Here is a 17,361-nt window from a genome sequence, read left to right on the forward strand (position 1 = left end):
CGGGAGCGCTCAATGAAAGTGGTACATGTGGTGCGCCAGTTCCATCCGTCCGTGGGCGGCATGGAGGAGGTGGTGCTGAACATCGCGCGGCGGCACCTGCAGCAGGGCCGCGATCAGGTCGAGGTGGTCACCCTGGACCGGGTCTTCACCCGGCCGCAGGAGCGGCTGGCGCAACGCGACGTGCACCAGGGCGTGCCGATCGTGCGCGTGCCGTTTCGCGGCTCCTCGCGCTATCCGCTGGCGCCGCAGGTGCTGGCCGCGCTGCGCGGCGCCGACCTGGTGCACGTGCACGGCATCGATTTCTTCTACGACTTCCTGGCCCTGACCCGCGCGCTGCACGGCACGCCGATGATCGTGTCCACCCACGGCGGCTTCTTCCACACCACCTACGCCTCGCGGCTGAAGATGCTGTGGTTCAAGACCCTGACCCGGGCCTCCGCCCTGGCCTACGCGCGGGTCGTGGCGACCAGCGAGAACGACGGCCAGGTGTTCTCCGCGGTGGTCGCGCCGCAGCGCCTGAGGGTGATCGAGAACGGCGTGGACGTGAGCAAGTTCGCCGGGCAGGGCAGCGCCTTGCCCGGACGCACGCTGATCTATTTCGGGCGCTGGTCGGTCAACAAGGGCCTGCTGGAGACGCTGGACCTGCTGCGCGCGCTGGCCGCGCAGGATCCGGCGTGGCGGCTGATCGTGGCCGGGCGCGAATACGACTTCAGCCAGGCCGACCTGCAGCAGGCGATCGCCGAACGCGGGCTGCAGGAGCGCGTGCAGCTGCACGTAGCGCCCTCGCAGGAGGAACTGGCGCAGCTGCTGGGCAGCGCGCAGTATTTCGTGTGCCTGTCGCGGCACGAGGGCTTCGGCCTGGCCGCGGTCGAGGCGATGAGCGCCGGGCTGCTGCCGGTGTTGAGCGACATCCCGCCGTTCGCGCGGCTGGTGCGCGAATCGGCGCAGGGCGTGCTGGTGGATCCGACCGATGCGCAGCGCGCCGCCGGCGCGGTGCAGGCCTATGCGGCCGCCACCGACGCCGCGTTCGCCGCGCAACGGCAGGCGGCCATGGCCTACGCGCAGCGCTACGATTGGGAGCAGGTGGTCGGCGCCTACCTGGACGAGTACCGCGCCGCGCTCGGCGTGGCGGAGGGCGGGCGATGAGCGTGGAACCGCGCTGCAGCGGCGATGCGCGCGTGCCCGGCCCGCCGATCACCGTGCTGCTGTCGACCGAACGGCCGGCCGCCACCACCAACCCGTATCTGACCCAGCTCTACGCCGCATTGCCGCAGCAGGTGCAGTTGCGCTTCTTCTCGATGCGCGCGGCGCTGCTGTCGCGCTACGACGTGCTGCACGTGCACTGGCCCGAATACATGATGCGGCACCGCACCGGCCTGGGCACGCTGGCCAAGCAGGCGTGCATGGCGCTGCTGCTGCTGCGGCTGTGGCTCACCGGCGTGCCGCTGGTGCGCACGCTGCACAACGTGGCCCCGCACGAGGACAAGGGCTGGCGCGAGCGCCAGCTGCTGCGCTGGACCGATCGCCTGACCGCGCGCTGGATCCGCATCAACGCGACCACGCCCGAACGCGCGCCGGCCACCGACACCATCCTGCACGGCCATTACCGCGACTGGTACGCGGCGATGCCGCAACCGCCGCGGGTGCGCGGCCGGCTGCTGCATTTCGGCCTGCTGCGCCCGTACAAGGGCGTGGAAACGCTGGTGGCGACGCTGCAGGCCTTGCCCGATCCGGCGCTGAGCCTGCGCATCGCCGGCAACCCGATCAATCCGCAGATCCGCGCCGTGGTCGAGCAGGCCTGCGCCGCCGATCCGCGGATCAGCGCGCGCCTGCAGTACGTGGAGGACGAGGTGCTGGCGCGCGAGGTCGGCGAGGCCGAACTGGTGGTGCTGCCGTACCGGCAGATGCACAACTCCGGCACGCTGCTGCTGGCCCTGTCGCTGGCGCGGCCGGTGCTGGCGCCGTGGAACGAGGCCAATGCGGCGATCGCCGCCGAGGTCGGGCCGCAGTGGGTGCTGCTGTACCAGGGCGAGCTGGATGCGGCGCAGCTGGCGAACGCGCTGGCGCAGGCGCAGCGGCTGCCGGCCGACGCGATGCCGGACCTGTCGCGGCGCGACTGGAGCGCGATCGGGGTGCAGCATTACCGCAGCTATCTGGACGCGCTCGGCCAGCGCGCCGAGGCGCTGGCATGAGCGCGGCCGGAGCGCCGCCGCCCGCAGCGCCGCCGGAACGCAGCCTGGGCTCGCGCGCGGCCGGCGGCGCGGCGGTGACGATGGCCGGGCAGCTGGCCAAGATGGTGGTGCAGTTCGGCGGCATCGTGCTGCTGGCGCGGCTGCTGACGCCCTACGACTACGGCCTGATGGCGATGGTCACCGCGATCGTCGGCATGGCCGAGATCCTGCGCGACTTCGGCCTGTCCTCGGCCGCGATCCAGGCCAAGCACGTCAGCCGCGAGCAGCGCGACAACCTGTTCTGGATCAACAGCGGCATCGGCCTGGTGCTGGCGGTGGTGGTGTTCCTGGCCTCGTCGTGGATCGCGCACTTCTACCGCGAGCCGGCGCTGCTGGGCATCTCGCAGGCGCTGGCGGTGACCTTCCTGCTCAACGGCATGACCACCCAGTACCGCGCGCATCTCAGCCGCGGGCTGCGGTTCGGCCAGGTGTCGCTGAGCGACGTCGGCGCGCAGGTGCTGGGCCTGATCGCCGGCGTGATCGTGGCGCTGGCCGGCTACGGCTACTGGGCGCTGGTCTGGCAGCAGGTGGTGCAGGCGCTGGTCAACCTGGCGATCGCCGGCGCCTGCGCGCGCTGGCTGCCGCGCGGCTACCGTCGCGACGCGCCGATGCGCGCGTTCCTGAGCTTCGGCTGGAACCTGATGGCCGCGCAGCTGCTCGGCTACGCCAGCCGCAACGTCGGCCAGGTGATCATCGGCCACCGCATCGGCGCCGAGGCGCTGGGCCTGTACAACCGCGCGTTCCAGCTGCTGATGATGCCGCTGAACCAGATCAACGCGCCGGCCACCTCGGTGGCCTTGCCGGTGCTGTCGCAGCTGCAGGACGATCCGCCGCGCTTCGGCAGCTTCCTGCTGCGCGGGCAGACGGTGATGGTGCACCTGATCGTGGCGCTGTTCTCCTTCGCCTGCGCGCTGGCGCTGCCGCTGATCGTGCTGGTGCTGGGCGAACAGTGGCGGCCGGCGGTGCCGCTGTTCCAGGTGCTGACCCTGGGCGGCATCTTCCAGACCGCGTCCTACGCCACCTACTGGGTGTTCCTGGCGCAGGGCCTGATGCGCCAGCAGCTGGTGTATTCGGTGGTCGGGCGGGTGCTGCTGATCGCCTGCATCTTCGCCGGCTCGATCTGGGGGGTGATGGGCGTGACCGTCGGCTATACGCTGGGCCTGCTGGCGATGTGGCCGCTGTCGGTGATCTGGATCGCGAAGGTGGCGCCGCAGGTGCCGGCGCTGGCGCTGTTCAACAACGGCCTGCGCGCGATCCTGGGCTACGGCGCGGCCGGCGTGGCGGCGTACTTCGCCGCGCAGCAGTGGGGCGGCGGCTCGCTGTGGCGGCAGCTGGCGGTGGGCAGCGCGGCGATGGCGCTGGGCTGCGTGCTGGTGTTCGCGCTGTGGCCGGCGTTCCGTCGCGACGTGATGGCGATCCTCAACATGCGCACGCTGCTGCGCGACGCCAGGGCCAAGCGATGACCCGCGACCCGGCGAATTTTCCCGAATCCCCCTACCGCAAAGGAGCGATGGCATGAGCGATTCTTCCGCGTCGGCGACGCTCGCCGCGGCACCGGCCGCGGCCATTGCCGGCCGTCCCCCGTGCTACCTGGTGCTGTCGGCGCACGACTACCGCACGCCGCGCCGCGCCAACATCCATTTCATCGCCGACGAACTGGCCAAGCGCGGGACCACGCGCTTCTTCTCGCTGCGCTACAGCCTGCTGTCGCGGCTCAAGGGCGACCTGCGGCTGCCGCTGGACGCCACCGCCAACACGGTGGTCAGGCACAACGGCGTGGACTGCTACCTGTGGCGCGCGCCTCTGCACCCGTTCAACACCCGGCGGCGCTGGCTGCGGCCGCTGGAAGACCTGATGTTCAAGCTGTACGCGGCCAAGCCGCCGGCCACGCTGTTGCGCTGGATGCAGGAAGCGGACGTGATCGTGTTCGAAAGCGGCATCGCGGTGGCCTTCATCGAACTGGCGGCGCGGATCAACCCGACCGCGCGCAAGGTCTATCGCGCCTCCGACGGGCTGAGCACGATCAACGTCGCCGATTACATCGAGCGCGAATTCGACCGGGTGGCGCCGAGCCTGGACGTGATCGCGCTGGTGTCGCCGGCGATGGCCGACGAGATCTCCAGCCGCCACAACGTGTTCCATGTCGGCCACGGCGTGGACCACAACCTGGACACGCTCGGCGATCCGTCGCCGTACGCCGAGGGCATCCATGCAGTGGCGGTCGGTTCGATGCTGTTCGATCCGGACTTCTTCGTCGCCGCCAGCCGCGCCTTCCCGCAGGTCACCTTCCACGTGATCGGCTCGGGCATGGGCCGCGCGCCGGGCTATGGCGACAACGTGATCGTGTACGGCGAGATGAAGCACGCCGAGACCATCCGCTACATCAAGCACGCGCGCTTCGGCATCGCGCCCTACGCCTCGGAACAGGTGCCGGTGTACCTGGCCGACAGTTCGATGAAACTGCTGCAGTACGATTTCTTCGGCCTGCCAGCGGTGTGCCCGAACGCGGTGGTCGGCAGCTACCGCTCGCGCTTCGGCTACACGCCGGGCGACGAGGCCTCGATCGTCGCGGCGATCGAGCAGGCACTGCAGGCGCCGCACGTGCGCCATCGCCAGTGCCTGAGCTGGTCGGAGACCACCGACCGCGTGCTGGACCCGACGGCCTATCCGGAAACGCGCCTGTTCGCCGACAGCGCGACCTGAGACCGCACCCCATCGCCAACGAACGACCTACGCGCACTCGATAAGGAGCCTTTCGCATGTCCACACTGCAAAAATGGATTGACTACGAAGAACGCCGTGCGCTGTTCTGGTGGAAACCGAAGAACGGGGAGATCAACGTCGGCGACCACCTGTCCAAGATCATCGTCTCCAACGTCCTCGGCCAGCGCGACCGCACCCTGCTGGACAAGCGCGACAAGCGCCGGCGCCTGATCGCGATCGGCTCGGTGCTGCACTTCGCCAGGGATGGCGACACGGTGTGGGGCAGCGGCGTCAACGGCAAGATTCCGGCCGACCGGCACACCTTCCACAGCCTCGACGTGCGCGCCGTGCGCGGCCCCAAGACCCGCGCGTTCCTGCGCGAGCGCGGGCTGGAAGTGCCGGAGATCTACGGTGATCCGGGCCTGCTGATGCCGCTGTTCTTCCCGCGCGAGGCGCTGGCGCCGCCGGCCACGCGGCAGCCGTTCCTGATCGTGCCGCACTTCAACGAGCCGTCGGAAAAGTACGCGCGCTACAAGGACCAGCTGGTGTTGCCGAACCGGCAACCGGCCACGTTCGTGCGGCAGCTGCTGGGCGCGGAAATGGTGGTGTCCAGTTCCCTGCACGGCCTGATCCTGGCCGAGGCCTACGGCGTGCCGTCGGTGTACCTGGACTGGGGCAACGGCGAGGACCGCTTCAAGTACGACGATTACTACTACGGCACCGGACGCATGCAGTGGCATGCCGGCCACAGCGTGGAGGAATGCCTGGCGTTGGGCGGCAATGCCGGTTTCGATCTGGACGCCGTGCAGCGCGGGCTGCTGGACAGTTTTCCCCATGACCTCTGGTGAGCGCCAGCCCGAACGCCCGGAGGTGATGGCGCTGGGCGGCTATCCGATCCTGCGCACCACCGAAGCGGCGTTCGCGCAGACGCTGTTCCAGGCGCAGGCGCGCGGCGAACAGCGCCAGGTGTTCTTCGCCAACACCAACTTCGTGGTGCAGTGCCAGGCGCTGCGCGCGCGCCTGCGCGCGCCGGGCGTGCGCATCGTCAACGACGGCATCGGCATGGACCTGGGCGCGCTGCTGGTGCATGGCCGGCGCTTCGCCGGCAACCTCAACGGCACCGACCTGATCCCGTACCTGTGCCGGCACAGCCAGCGGCCGCTGCGCTTCTTCCTGCTCGGCGGGCGTCCCGGTGTGGCCGAGGACGCCGCGCGGACGCTGCGGCAGACGCTGGGGCAGGAGGTGGTCGGCACCTGCGACGGCTACGGCGAATTCGCCGCGGCCGGCGCCGGGTTGACCGAGCGCATCAACGCCAGCGGCGCCGACGTGGTGCTGGTGGCGTTCGGCAATCCGCTGCAGGAGACCTGGATCCTCGACCATGCCGCGCAGCTGCGCGCGCCGTTGCTGTTCGGGGTCGGCGCGCTGCTGGATTTCCTGTCCGGCAGGGCGCAGCGCGCGCCCGAATGGGTGCGGCGGCTGCACATGGAATGGATGTACCGGCTGTTGCGCGAGCCGCGGCGCCTGCTCAAGCGCTACAGCTGGGATCTGCTGGTGTTCTTCGGCGTGTGCCTGCGCAATGGCCGGCGTCTCGACCAGGGCGCGGCGGCAGCGGGCATCCCGCGCGCGCCCTGAACGCGTGCTTGCGGGTGCGTCGCCGCATGCGCCGGTCACGATGAAACGCTGGTGCGCGCCTGCAGCTCGCGCCGGCGCTCGCTGCGAAGTGCGATTCGGCAGCGCCGCTACCGGGCGGCACGCGCGAGACAGGCCACACGATCGCATCCGCCATTGCGGCATGGCCTGTTCCAATCGCGCCGGCAGCCCCTAGACTGAGGCATGGCGACCGCATCCTCTTCCCGTATCCAGGCCCTGCTGCACGAACTGTCGCTGCAGCCGCATCCCGAAGGCGGGCACTACGTCCGCGTGCATACCTCCACGCTGCAGGTCCAGCACGAGGGCGCCACGCGTCCGGCCTGCACCGCGATCCGCTTCCTGCTGGCGCGCGGCGAGCACAGCGACTGGCACCGGATCGACGCCGACGAGACCTGGCAGTGGGAGGAGGGCGGCGCGCTGGAACTGCTCAGCTTCGATCCGCAGCATGGCCTGCAACGCCAGCGGCTGGACGCCAGCGAACGCGGCGGCGTACCGGCGGTGGTGATCCCGGCCGGCCGCTGGCAGGCGGCGCGGCCGCTGGACGACTACTGCCTGGTGCGCTGTGTGGTGGCGCCGGGCTTCCTGTGGGAACGCTTCGAACTGCTGTCCGCTGCCGATCCGCTGGCCGCGGACCTGCCCGTGCTGGCGGTGTGAACGACGCCGCGCCACGCCCGCGTCCGGCGCCGGCCCCGTCCCGGGCGTGTGGCCGGATGCGCTGGGCGAATGCGCTGCGAGGCGGCTGCCTCGCCGTGTTGCTGGCATGCGCGACGCTGGCCATGGCGCAGCCGGGTCCGCCGCCGGCGCCGCCGGCCGCCGCGCCGGTGGTCGATCTGGACGCGGTGCTGGTGACCGGGCGCCAACCCGGTCCGGGGCTGTGGCAGGTGCGCCGCGGCGCGCACGTGCTGTGGATCCTGGGCACGGTGTCGCCGCTGCCCGAGCGCATGCAGTGGGAATCGGGCGAAGTGGAACGGGTCATCGGCCAATCGCAGCAGGTCATCGCCGCGCCGACGCTGTCGCTGTCCTCGAACCTGGGCGTGTTCCGCAGCATGCTGCTGTTGCCGTCGCTGCTGAAGGCGCGCCGCAACCCGGACGGCAAGACCCTGCAGCAGGTGCTGCCGGCGGACCTGTACGCGCGATGGCTGCCGCTGAAGGCGCGCTATCTGGGGCGCGACGGCAGCGTGGAGAACTGGCGGCCGGTCTTCGCCGCGCAGGCGCTGTACGAGGCGGCGATGCGCAAGTCCGGACTGAGCATGGCCAGCGTCGCCGAGCCGGTGATCGCGCGCGCGGCCAAGCGCGCCAAGGTGCCGATCGTGCCGGTGGTGGTGGCGGTGAAGGTGCCCGACGCCAAGCGCGCGCTGCAGGAATTCCGTGCGACGTCGTTGAACGACAGCCACTGCTTCGCACGCACCTTGCAGGTCATCCAGGACGACCTGGAGGCGATGGGGCAGCGTGCCAATGCCTGGTCCGAAGGCGATCTCGACGCGCTCGGCAGGCTGCCGCGCAACGATCAGTACCGGGTGTGCATGGACGCGGTGGGCGAGGCCGCGATCGCGCGCAGGCTGGGCCTGGGCGACGTGCGCCGGCGTGCGCTGGACCAATGGCTGGAGGCGGCCGAGCGGGCGCTGGCGAAGAACCGCTCCAGCTTCGCGGTGCTGTCGATGCAGAGCCTGCAGGAGGCCGACGGTCCACTGGACCGGCTGCGCGCACGCGGTTACGAGGTGGTCGCGCCCTGATGCGCTGCGGTGCGGCGCGCGGCGCCTGGCCGCGCCGCACCTGCCATGCCGACCGCGCTGCTGTCAGCCGGCCGCGGTACGCGGCGTGTTGGCGCCGGCGGCCAGTTGCGGCCAGCGCGCCAGGATCGCCGCGCGGATGCCGGCGGCGTCGATGCCGGCTTCGGCCAGCAACTGCTCGCGGCTGGCATGGTGCTGGAACGCATCGGGCAGGCCCAGGTGCAGCACCGGGCGCAGCACGCCCTCGGCATTGAGCAGCTCGGCCACGCCGGAGCCGGCGCCGCCGGCCACCACGTTGTCCTCGATGGTCACGAAGCCGTCGTGGTTGCGGGCCAGTTCCAGCAGCAGCGCGCGGTCCAGCGGCTTGACGAAGCGCATGTTGACCACGCTCAGGCCGAGTTCGCGCCCGACCTGTTCGGCCGCCGCCACGGTCGCGCCGAACGCCAGCAGCGCCAGCGTGGCGCCCTGCACACGCAGCTGCGCCTTGCCGATCGGCAGCGTGTCCAGCGCCGTGCCGGGCGCCACGCCGGGGCCGGTGCCGCGCGGGTAGCGCACCGCGGCCGGGCCGGCGTGGCGCAGGCCGGTGCTGAGCATCTGCCGGCACTCGGCCTCGTCGGCCGGCGCCATCACCACCAGGTGCGGCACGCAGCGCAGGAAGCTCAGGTCCAGGTTGCCGGCATGGGTGGCGCCGTCCGGGCCGACCACGCCGCCGCGGTCGATCGCGAACAGCACGTCGAGCTGCTGCACCGCCACGTCGTGCACCAACTGGTCGTAGCCGCGCTGCAGGAAGGTCGAATAGATCGCCACCACGGGCTTGGCGCCCTGCGTGGCCATGCCCGCGGCCAGCGTCACCGCGTGCTGCTCGGCGATCGCCACGTCGAAGTAGCGCTGCGGGTATTCCTTGCTGAAGCGCACCAGGCCCGAGCCCTCGCGCATCGCCGGGGTGATCGCCAACAGCGCCGGTTCGGCCGCGGCCATGTCGCAGACCCAGTCGCCGAACACGTCGGTGTAGGCCGGCGCCTTGGCGCCCGGCTTGGACACCAGGCCCTTGCTCGGATCGAACGGGCCGACCGCGTGGTAGCCGATCTGGTCGCCCTCGGCCAGTTCGTAGCCCTTGCCCTTGGTGGTGATCACGTGCAGCAGCTGCGGGCCCTTCAGCGTCTGCAGGGTCTTCAGCGCGCCGATCAGCGCCGGCAGGTCGTGGCCGTCGATCGGGCCGGTGTAGTGGAAACCCATCTCCTCGAACAGCGTGGACGGCACGAACATGCCCTTCCAGTGCTCTTCCCAGCGGCGCACGAAGCGCGCGGTGGGATTGCTCTTCTTGTCGCCGAGGATCTTCTTGCCGCCCTCGCGGATCGCGTTGAGGGTCTTGCTGCCGCTCATCCGCCCGAGCATCTTGGTGACCCCGCCGACCGCCTCGGAGATCGACATGCGGTTGTCGTTGAGGATCACCAGCAGGTTCGGTTTCGGGTCCATGCCGCCGGCGTGGTTCAGGGCCTCGTAGGCCATGCCGGCGGTCATCGCGCCGTCGCCGATCACCGCGACCACCTTGCGCTCGTCGCCGGCGCGCTGCAGCGCGATGGCCATGCCCAGCGCCGCGGAGATCGAGGTGGAGGAGTGGCCGACGCCGAAGGTGTCGTATTCGCTCTCCTCGCGCTTGGGGAACGGCGCCACGCCGCCGGCCTGCTTGACCGAATGGATCTGGTCGCGGCGCCCGGTCAGGATCTTGTGCGGGTAGGTCTGGTGGCCGACATCCCACACCAGCTGGTCGACCGGGGTGTCGTACAGGTAGTGCAGGGCCACGGTGAGTTCGATCACGCCCAGGCCGGCGCCGAAATGGCCGCCGCTCTTGCCGACGCACTCGATCAGGTAGGCGCGCAGTTCCTCGGCGATCGCCGGCAGCTCCGATTCCTCGAAGCGGCGCAGTTCGGCGGGGATCTGGATGCGCGAGAGGCGCGGATAGCGGGTGGGGTCGATCATCGGAATCAAGGTTCAGCGGATCGGCCATTTTCCTCCCCATTCCAGGCACGGGCAAGCAACCTGTTCAGCCCGGTCCGGGCGCGGGCCGCGCTGGCGGCGGGGTGCGGCAATCGGTCGCAGTGCGCGGCGCGTTGCGCGCCGGGGGAGCGGTTCAGACCGAGAGCTTGGAACGCTTGGGCAACTGCGCCTTCAGGAACGACATCTGGTCGGCCAGGATGTTGCGGTTGGACAGGATCAGGTGTTCGATCCAGCTCGGCCGGTAGGGCACCGCCAGCAGCGGCATCGACGCCTGCTGCGGGGTGCGGTTGCCCTTGCGCGAATTGCAGTGGAAGCAGGCGGTGACCACGTTCTCCCAGGTGTCGCGGCCGCCCTTGGACACCGGCAGCACGTGGTCGCGGGTCAGCTGCGGGCGGCTGAACTGCTGGCCGCAGTACAGGCACAGCTGCGCGTCGCGGGCGAACAGCGCGGTATTGGTCAGGGTCGGGGTGGGATCGAGCGCGCGCGAGCGCGCATGGCCGCGCGCGGCGATGATCGGATGCAGGTGCAGCACGCTGCGCTCGCCGCTGGCGCGCGACATCCCGCCATGGATGTGCATGCACGGCTCGCCCAGGGTCCAGGCCACCGCGCCGCGCGCGTACAGGCAGGCGGCCGATTGCCAGTTGATCCAGTCCAGCACCCGGCCGTGCGCGTCCAGCGACAGCAGTCGCACCGAAGGCAGGTGGGCGGGGGAGGACGCGAAAGACGCCTCGCCGGCCGAAGCGGCGAAGGCTCCGGTATCGATCAGACCAAGCGTTGTTGTGTCTGTCTCCATCGGGAAAACAGCTTATACCCGATTGTTGACGATTTGTGTATCGCGACGGGACGGATCGGCGCGACCGGCGGCGCATGCGTGCCGGTCGCGCGATCGCCTTGCTCAGAAGCGCGCGTCGGCCATCGCCATCAGCGGCTCGGCGCCGGCCTCGATCACCGCGGCGTGGGTCAGCGTGCGCGGCAGGATCTTGGCGTAGTAGAAGCGCGCGGTCTCGCGCTTGGACTGCTTGAACGCCTCGCTCTGCGCCGAGGCCTCGGCCGCGGCGACGCTGCGCGCCCACCAGTAGGCCAGCACCACGTAGCCGGAATAGAACACGTAGTCGTAGCTGGCCGCGCCCAGTTCGTCGGCGTTGCCGGCGGCGCGCTGCAGGATGCGCCTGGTCAGCGCCGCCCATTCGCCGGCCTTCTCGCGCAGCGGGCCGGCGAACTCGGCCACCGCCGGGTTGTCGCCGTGCTCGGCGAGGAAGGCCTCGATCTGCGCCAGGAACAGCTTCAGCCCCGCGCCCTGGCTGGACGCGGTCTTGCGCCCGATCAGGTCCAGTGCCTGGATGCCGGTGGTGCCTTCGTACAGGGTGGTGATGCGCGCATCGCGCGCCAGCTGCTCCATGCCGTGCTCGTGGATGTAGCCGTGGCCGCCGAAGCACTGCAGCGCGTGGTAGGTGTTCTCCACGCCCCATTCGGTCTGGCAGGCCTTGGAGATCGGGGTGAGGAAGCTGACCAGCACGTCGGCCTGCTCGCGCTCGGCCGGGTCCTGCGCGTGGTGGGCGATGTCGATCAGGGTCGCCGCGTGCAGCGCCAGCAGGCGGCTGCCTTCGGTCAGCGCCTTCACCGTCAGCAGCATGCGGCGCACGTCCGGGTGCACCAGGATCGGGTCGGCCGGCTTGTCTGGCAGCTTGGCGCCGGTCAGCGAGCGCGACTGCAGGCGTTCGCGCGCGTAGCGCAGGGCGTTCTGGTAGGCGCGCTCGGACAGGCCGATGCCCTGCAGGCCGACGCCCAGCCGCGCCGTGTTCATCATCGTGAACATGGCCTGCAGGCCCTTGTGCGGCTGGCCGACCAGGTAGCCCTGCGCGCCGTCGAAGTTCAGCACGCAGGTGGCCGAGCCGTGGATGCCCATCTTGTGCTCCAGCGAGCCGCAGCGCACCGCGTTGCGTTCGCCGACGCTGCCGTCGCGGGCGACCTTGAACTTGGGCACCACCAGCAGCGAGATGCCCTTGGCCCCGGCCGGCGCGTCCGGCAGCCGCGCCAGCACCAGGTGCACGATGTTGTCGGTGAAGTCGTGCTCGCCGGCGGTGATGAAGATCTTGGTGCCGCTGACCGACCAGCTGCCGTCGGCATTGGGCTCGGCGCGGGTCTTGAGCAGGCCCAGGTCGGTGCCGCAGTGCGGCTCGGTCAGGCACATGGTGCCGGTCCAGCGGCCGTCGACCAGCGGCTTCAGGAACACCTCCTGCTGCCAGGCCTCGCCGTGCTGCTTCAGCGCCTCGACCGCGCCGTGCGACAGCAGCGGGAAGTTGCCCCAGGCCAGATTGGCGGCGTTGACCATCTCGTTGAGCGGCACCCCCAGCGTGTGCGGCAGGCCCTGGCCGCCGAACTCGGTGGCGGCGGTCAGCCCGGTCCAGCCGCCGTCGGCGAACTGACGGTAGGCCTCGCGGAAACCGGGCGCGGTGGTGACCGCACCGGTGGCCGCGTCCAGCGTGCAGCCATGTTCGTCGCCGACGCGGTTCAGCGGCGCCAGCACGCTGCCGGTGAAGCGCGCGGCTTCTTCCAGGACGGCGTCGACCACGTCGGCGCTGGCCTCGGCATAGCCCAGGCGGGCGAACAAGGCCTCCACCTGCAGCACGTCGTGCAGCGCGAAGCGCAGGTCGGTCAGCGGGGCTTGGTAGGTGCTCATGCGGTCGCTCGTGACAGGGGCCGCGGCGCGGCCGAGGCGCGCAGGATACTACGGCGTATGGAGTGTGGGGCCGGGATTCGGGATTGGGGATTCGGGATCGGCAACAGCCGTCCTGCGCAGTGGACGGATCGCCGCCAAGATCCGCCGTCGCTTTTGCCAATCCCCAATCCCCAATCCCTAATCACGGCTTCCACGCACGGTGACCGTCGCGGTCATGCCCGCCGCCAGGATCGTGCCCGCGGGGACGCTGGCCGGATCGATGCGCACCCGCACCGGCACGCGCTGCGCTAGGCGGATCCAGTTGAAGGTGGGGCTGACGTCGGCCAGCAGCGAGGCGCCGGTCGGGTTGTCGCTGTCGGCGATGCCGCGGGCGATGCCTTCGACCCGGCCGTGCAGCAGCACGCCGCCGCTCATCAGGCGGATGTCGGCGCGGTCGCCGACGTGCACCTGCGGCAGCTTGGTCTCCTCGAAGTAGCCGTAGATCCACATCGCGTCGTCGCGCACCAGCGCCAGCCGCGCGCTGCCGGCCTGGGCGTAGTCGCCCACGCGCACGTCCAGGTTGGTGACGTAGCCATCGGCGGTGGCGCGCACTTGGGTGCGCTGCAGGTCCAGCTCGGCCAGGTCGACCGCGGCCTGGGCCTGCGCCACCGCCGCCAATGCCTGCGCCTGTGCGGCGCTGGCCTGGCCGCGCAGGGCGGCGGTGCGGTGCACGTCGGCCTGCGCCGAGCGCGCGGTGGCCTCGGCGTCGGAGCGCGACTCGGCCGAGATCACCGCCGCGGCGCGCGCGCGCCGTTCGGCCTGCGCGCGGCGCATCTGGAATTCGGCCTCGCTGGCCGCCTGGCTGGCGGCCGCGGCGGAGATGCTGGCGCCGGCCGAGCGCGCCTGCGCCTGCGCGGCCGCGAGGTCGGCGCGCGCCTGCTCCAGCGCCAGTTCGAAGCGCCGCCGGTCGACGCTGAACAGCACTTCGCCGCGCTTGACGTGCTGGTTGTCGGCCACCGCCACCGCATCGACTAGGCCGGACACGTCAGGTGCGATGCGCACCACTTCGGCGCGCACGCGGCCGTCGCGGGTCCATGGCGACAGCATGTAGTGCCGCCACAGCGCGTGCGCGAGCAGGGCGGCGATCAGCACGATCACGGCGGTCAGGGCGAAACGGATCAGGGCAGGGGTCTTCATGGCGGGACTCACGGCAAAAGGAGCAGGCCGCACGCGGCGAACACGCCGACGTACAGGGCCAGGCGGAACAGCGGCGGATGCCAGGCGTAGCGGTACAGACCGGCGCGGCCGGCCAGCGCATCCAGCGCCCAGGCGGCGAACAGCAGCAGCACCGCCAGCACCAGCAGGCCGGGCACGTACACCCCGGCGATCGAGATTTCAGCGGGCAGCGACATCGGCGGCTCCTGGCGGGGTTGGGGCGGGCGCAGGCCCGCTGGCGAGGGCGGCCAGCACCGAGTCGGCGTCGAGCAACGCGCCGCGCAGCAGGTGCAGGTGTTCGCGGCTGCGTTTCCAGCGCAGAGGCACCAGGCCGTCGACCCGGCTCGCCGCCAGCGCCGCGTCGATGCGCTGCAGGGCCAGGCGGTGCCGTGCCGGCGACGGCGCCAGGTACAGCGCGGCCAGCGCCTGCACCGCCGCGTCCACGTCGGCCGCCAGCGCGGCCGGCAGGTCGCCGTCGGCGGCGTCGCGGCGCAGTTCGATCAGGGTGCGCCCGGTCTCGTGCACCGACAGCGCCCAGCCGAGCAGTTCGCGCAACTCGTCGCTGCCCGGCGGGGTGTGCGCGACGATCTGCTGGAACAGGTCGCGGTTGACGCTCTCCAGGCGCAACTGCAGGCCCGGCAGCGGCGCGCGCGCGGCCAGCGTGGTCTGCCGCCGCAGCTGTTCCAGCAGGCGCCGGCGATGCCAGCGCGTGCCGATCACCGGCGGCACGAACACGAACGCCACGCTCACCGCCAGCGTGCCCAGCAGCAGCGGCACCACGCTGTTGAAGGTGGCGACGGCATCGAAGTGCGGCGTGGGCTGCACCGCCAGGATCGAGATGAAGGCCAGGTTGGTGCCGGTGGCGAAGCCGAACAGCGCCGGCTTGGACGCCAGGTACACGGTCAGCAGCAGGAACGGTGCGGTGCCGGCGACGAACAGGCCGTAGCCGTCCATCTGCGGCAGCACCAGCAGCTGGCAGGCCGCGCCCAGCGCGGCGCCGAACACGAAGCCCTTGAACAGCGAGCGCGCCGCCGCCGGCGCGTTGGCGCTGGAGGACAGGATCGCGCTCAGCGCCACCGCCTGGAACACCGCGGTGGCGCCGCTGATCCAGCCGGCCTGGATCCACAGCCAGCACATCGCCGCGACCAGCAGCGCGCTGCGCAGCGCGGTCAGCGCCGCCGCGGCGTAGTCGTTGCCGCGCAGGAACCGCGCGGTGTCGCCGCTCTCCTGCGGCGTGCGCCATTGCTGCGGGGCGACCAGCGCGGCTTCGGCGGCGACGTAGTCGTGCAGCTCGCCGAAGAAGCGCCGCAGCAGCGACACGCCGGTGTCGAAATCCTCGTGGCGGTCGCCCGGCAGGGTGTCGCGCACTGCGGCCGCGCGCGGCGCCAGCGCGTCGCGGCATTCGGCCAGCCGGCGCGCGGTCTCGGCCGTGCGTTCGCGCCCGCCGCGTTCGCTCAGCGCCGCCTTCAGCGGCCGGTACAGGCCGATCAGCGCGTCGGCGACATCGCCCTCGGCCTGGCGCAGCAGCCGGTTGATGTAGTGGTGCAGCGCCTGGAAGCTGGTGGACACGGCCATGAAGCGCTGGTTGAGCAGGCGCAGGCGGCCGCTGCGCGCGCGCGCCTCCGGGTCCTCGAACACCACCGAGCTGCGCAGGTCCTCGATCTCCACCGCGTCGCGCACGAAGCGCAGATGCGCCTGTTCCATCGCCGCGCGCGGCAACTGGCCGCCGGTGGCGTCGCGGACGAAATCGAGGAAGCCGTCGTAGGCACGGCGCACGGTATCGCGCAGGGTCTGGCGCAGCCGGCTGGGGAACACCACGTCGCTGACCACGCCGGTCACCAGCAGCCCCAGCAGCACCTCGGTCACGCGCGCGACCACCAGCGTGAACACGTTCTCCGGCTGGTTCACCGCCGGCAGCGCGATCAGCGCCACGGTATAGCCGGACAGCACGAACGCGTACGCCTTGAAGTTGCGGTACAGCAGCGCGCCGCCGGTGCACAGGCCGATCCACAGCGCCAGCACCAGCACGAACAGCACCGGTTCCTGCGGGAACAGCGCGACCATCGCCAGCGCGGCGACGCTGCCGATCAGCGTGCCCAACACGCGATAGAAGCCCTTGGCGAACACCATGCCGGTCTGCCGGTGCATCACCACCACCACGGTGATCATCGCGGTCATCGGCGAGGACAGGTCCAGGCGCAGCGCGATCCAGCCGGCGATGTAAATCGACAGCAGCGTGCGCAGCACGAACAGCCAGGCCTCGCCTTCGCCGCGCAAGGCCTCGGCCAGCAGCGTGCGCAGGCGCTGCGGCGGCGCCGCGCCTGCGGGCGCGCCGGTGTCGGCGTGGTGCGCGGTCATGCGCCGGCCTCCACGCTGCGCAGCAGCTTCTTCAGCAGCGCTTCCAGCTGCGCCAGTTCGCGCGGCTGCAGGTCCTGCACATAGCCGCCGAGCTGCGCGAACACGGCGGGCATGAACGCCTCGATCAGCCGCTCGCCCTCGGCGGTCAGGCGCAGCAGCAGCATGCGCCGGTCCTCGGCGCTGGGGCTGCGCTGGATCAGGCCCTTGTCGACCAGATGGCTGGTCAGGCGGGTGATGTTGGCCGATTTCTCGCTGGCCGCATCGCTCAGCTGCGACGGGCTCAGGGTCCCGTCCGGGCTGGCGTCGATCATCATCAGCACGTTGTATTCGGAATAGTTCAGGCCGTAGGCGCGCAGCATCTCGTTGCCCTGGTCCAGGATCAGCTTGTGCAGCAGCTTGATCAGGCGCACGACCGTGGCCGCGTCGCGCGGGAAGCCCGGATGCTTGTGCCCGGTCACGTCCAGGCGCTGTTCGGTGGCGTCGAAGCGGCTCATGGCTGGTCAGGGGTGTTGTACATATGCATATATTACATTTATGTACTAATTGAGCGGTAATCCCAGTTAAACGGGCTGTGCCGCTTGGCGAGCCTGGAAGCGCATGGCGCGGGGAGCCCAGGTTGCCGGCCTCGGTCGTCCGCAGCAGGTGGCCGCTGGTCAGGGGCAGGGCGGCCGGCCGGCACTATCCGTGCAGTGCCAACCGCAATCCATTTGCGTGGAAGCGGGAAACGCAGCCTGACGCTGCAACACGTTCCAAGGAACATTCCAGCCGCTGAGAGGATGGCCTGAGCGGTGCAGCGTCGGGGTCGTCGGATTGGCCG

15 protein-coding genes are annotated in these 17,361 nt (G+C 70.9%); 8 read left to right on the top strand and 7 right to left on the bottom strand.

The genetic code is table 11. The features are described from left to right. The first annotated feature begins 12 nt into the window (after positions 1 to 12). The 8 genes from OCJ37_RS08305 (at position 13) to OCJ37_RS08340 (ending at position 8,317) form a co-directional block, all read left to right on the top strand. Positions 13 to 1,146: a glycosyltransferase family 4 protein gene (locus tag OCJ37_RS08305; protein ID WP_263113177.1), complete on the top strand. Its 1,134-nt coding sequence runs from the start codon at positions 13 to 15 to the stop codon at positions 1,144 to 1,146. Beyond that, positions 1,143 to 2,192 carry a glycosyltransferase gene (locus tag OCJ37_RS08310; protein ID WP_263113178.1) on the top strand — a complete coding sequence of 350 codons (1,050 nt, stop codon included), beginning with the start codon at positions 1,143 to 1,145 and terminating at the stop codon, positions 2,190 to 2,192. Before OCJ37_RS08305 ends, OCJ37_RS08310 begins: the two co-directional genes overlap by 4 nt. Then, on the top strand, positions 2,189 to 3,694 hold the full coding sequence (locus tag OCJ37_RS08315) for a lipopolysaccharide biosynthesis protein (protein ID WP_263113179.1): 1,506 nt from the start codon (positions 2,189 to 2,191) through the stop codon (positions 3,692 to 3,694). Before OCJ37_RS08310 ends, OCJ37_RS08315 begins: the two co-directional genes overlap by 4 nt. Positions 3,695 to 3,746: 52 nt before the next feature. After that, positions 3,747 to 4,934, top strand: a complete 1,188-nt coding sequence (locus tag OCJ37_RS08320) for a GumK N-terminal domain-containing glycosyltransferase (protein WP_263113180.1) — start codon at positions 3,747 to 3,749, stop codon at positions 4,932 to 4,934. A 56-nt stretch (positions 4,935 to 4,990) separates the two neighbouring features. Beyond that, positions 4,991 to 5,782: a polysaccharide pyruvyl transferase family protein gene (locus OCJ37_RS08325; RefSeq protein WP_263113181.1), complete on the top strand. Its 792-nt coding sequence runs from the start codon at positions 4,991 to 4,993 to the stop codon at positions 5,780 to 5,782. Then, the gene (locus OCJ37_RS08330; RefSeq protein WP_263113182.1) at positions 5,769 to 6,566 is read left to right on the top strand and encodes a WecB/TagA/CpsF family glycosyltransferase; all 798 of its coding nucleotides are present in this window, start codon (positions 5,769 to 5,771) and stop codon (positions 6,564 to 6,566) included. Before OCJ37_RS08325 ends, OCJ37_RS08330 begins: the two co-directional genes overlap by 14 nt. 201 nt (positions 6,567 to 6,767) lie before the next feature. After that, positions 6,768 to 7,238 (top strand): cupin domain-containing protein, encoded by a 471-nt coding sequence (locus tag OCJ37_RS08335; protein WP_263113183.1) that lies wholly within the window; start codon positions 6,768 to 6,770, stop codon positions 7,236 to 7,238. A 95-nt stretch (positions 7,239 to 7,333) separates the two neighbouring features. Then, positions 7,334 to 8,317, top strand: a complete 984-nt coding sequence (locus tag OCJ37_RS08340) for a TraB/GumN family protein (RefSeq protein WP_263113184.1) — start codon at positions 7,334 to 7,336, stop codon at positions 8,315 to 8,317. Between the two features lie 63 nt (positions 8,318 to 8,380). Here the strand turns inward: OCJ37_RS08340 and dxs are convergent, their stop codons facing one another. The 7 genes from dxs to OCJ37_RS08375 form a co-directional block, all read right to left on the bottom strand. Further along, a complete protein-coding gene (gene dxs, locus OCJ37_RS08345) occupies positions 8,381 to 10,294 on the bottom strand; it encodes a 1-deoxy-D-xylulose-5-phosphate synthase (RefSeq protein WP_263113185.1) in 1,914 nt (637 codons plus the stop codon). Between the two features lie 151 nt (positions 10,295 to 10,445). Beyond that, the gene (locus OCJ37_RS08350) at positions 10,446 to 11,105 is read right to left on the bottom strand and encodes an HNH endonuclease (protein ID WP_263113186.1); all 660 of its coding nucleotides are present in this window, start codon (positions 11,103 to 11,105) and stop codon (positions 10,446 to 10,448) included. Positions 11,106 to 11,207: 102 nt separating this feature from the next. Beyond that, positions 11,208 to 12,992, bottom strand: coding sequence for an acyl-CoA dehydrogenase C-terminal domain-containing protein (locus OCJ37_RS08355; protein ID WP_263113187.1), 1,785 nt, complete (start codon positions 12,990 to 12,992; stop codon positions 11,208 to 11,210). A 177-nt stretch (positions 12,993 to 13,169) separates the two neighbouring features. Further along, positions 13,170 to 14,168 (bottom strand): HlyD family secretion protein, encoded by a 999-nt coding sequence (locus tag OCJ37_RS08360; RefSeq protein ID WP_263113188.1) that lies wholly within the window; start codon positions 14,166 to 14,168, stop codon positions 13,170 to 13,172. 8 nt (positions 14,169 to 14,176) lie between these two features. Further along, positions 14,177 to 14,383 (bottom strand): DUF1656 domain-containing protein, encoded by a 207-nt coding sequence (locus OCJ37_RS08365; RefSeq protein ID WP_263113189.1) that lies wholly within the window; start codon positions 14,381 to 14,383, stop codon positions 14,177 to 14,179. Then, positions 14,367 to 16,544: an FUSC family protein gene (locus tag OCJ37_RS08370; protein ID WP_263113190.1), complete on the bottom strand. Its 2,178-nt coding sequence runs from the start codon at positions 16,542 to 16,544 to the stop codon at positions 14,367 to 14,369. Before OCJ37_RS08370 ends, OCJ37_RS08365 begins: the two co-directional genes overlap by 17 nt. Further along, the gene (locus OCJ37_RS08375) at positions 16,541 to 17,038 is read right to left on the bottom strand and encodes a MarR family winged helix-turn-helix transcriptional regulator (RefSeq protein WP_263113191.1); all 498 of its coding nucleotides are present in this window, start codon (positions 17,036 to 17,038) and stop codon (positions 16,541 to 16,543) included. The genes OCJ37_RS08370 and OCJ37_RS08375 overlap by 4 nt, the downstream gene beginning before the upstream one ends. Between the last annotated feature and the right edge of the window lie 323 nt (positions 17,039 to 17,361).

The sequence above is a fragment of the Xanthomonas sp. AM6 genome (assembly GCF_025665335.1).
GTDB lineage: Bacteria > Pseudomonadota > Gammaproteobacteria > Xanthomonadales > Xanthomonadaceae > Xanthomonas_A.

Coding starts and splice junctions, on each gene's coding strand:
- OCJ37_RS08365 (WP_263113189.1), bottom strand. CDS start 14,383: ATGTCGCTGCCCGCTGAAATCTCGATCGCCGGGGTGTACGTGCCCGGC.
- OCJ37_RS08335 (WP_263113183.1), top strand. CDS start 6,768: ATGGCGACCGCATCCTCTTCCCGTATCCAGGCCCTGCTGCACGAACTG.
- OCJ37_RS08360 (WP_263113188.1), bottom strand. CDS start 14,168: ATGAAGACCCCTGCCCTGATCCGTTTCGCCCTGACCGCCGTGATCGTG.
- OCJ37_RS08355 (WP_263113187.1), bottom strand. CDS start 12,992: ATGAGCACCTACCAAGCCCCGCTGACCGACCTGCGCTTCGCGCTGCAC.
- OCJ37_RS08370 (WP_263113190.1), bottom strand. CDS start 16,544: ATGACCGCGCACCACGCCGACACCGGCGCGCCCGCAGGCGCGGCGCCG.
- dxs (WP_263113185.1), bottom strand. CDS start 10,294: ATGATCGACCCCACCCGCTATCCGCGCCTCTCGCGCATCCAGATCCCC.
- OCJ37_RS08350 (WP_263113186.1), bottom strand. CDS start 11,105: ATGGAGACAGACACAACAACGCTTGGTCTGATCGATACCGGAGCCTTC.
- OCJ37_RS08325 (WP_263113181.1), top strand. CDS start 4,991: ATGTCCACACTGCAAAAATGGATTGACTACGAAGAACGCCGTGCGCTG.
- OCJ37_RS08310 (WP_263113178.1), top strand. CDS start 1,143: ATGAGCGTGGAACCGCGCTGCAGCGGCGATGCGCGCGTGCCCGGCCCG.
- OCJ37_RS08320 (WP_263113180.1), top strand. CDS start 3,747: ATGAGCGATTCTTCCGCGTCGGCGACGCTCGCCGCGGCACCGGCCGCG.
- OCJ37_RS08315 (WP_263113179.1), top strand. CDS start 2,189: ATGAGCGCGGCCGGAGCGCCGCCGCCCGCAGCGCCGCCGGAACGCAGC.
- OCJ37_RS08305 (WP_263113177.1), top strand. CDS start 13: ATGAAAGTGGTACATGTGGTGCGCCAGTTCCATCCGTCCGTGGGCGGC.
- OCJ37_RS08330 (WP_263113182.1), top strand. CDS start 5,769: ATGACCTCTGGTGAGCGCCAGCCCGAACGCCCGGAGGTGATGGCGCTG.
- OCJ37_RS08375 (WP_263113191.1), bottom strand. CDS start 17,038: ATGAGCCGCTTCGACGCCACCGAACAGCGCCTGGACGTGACCGGGCAC.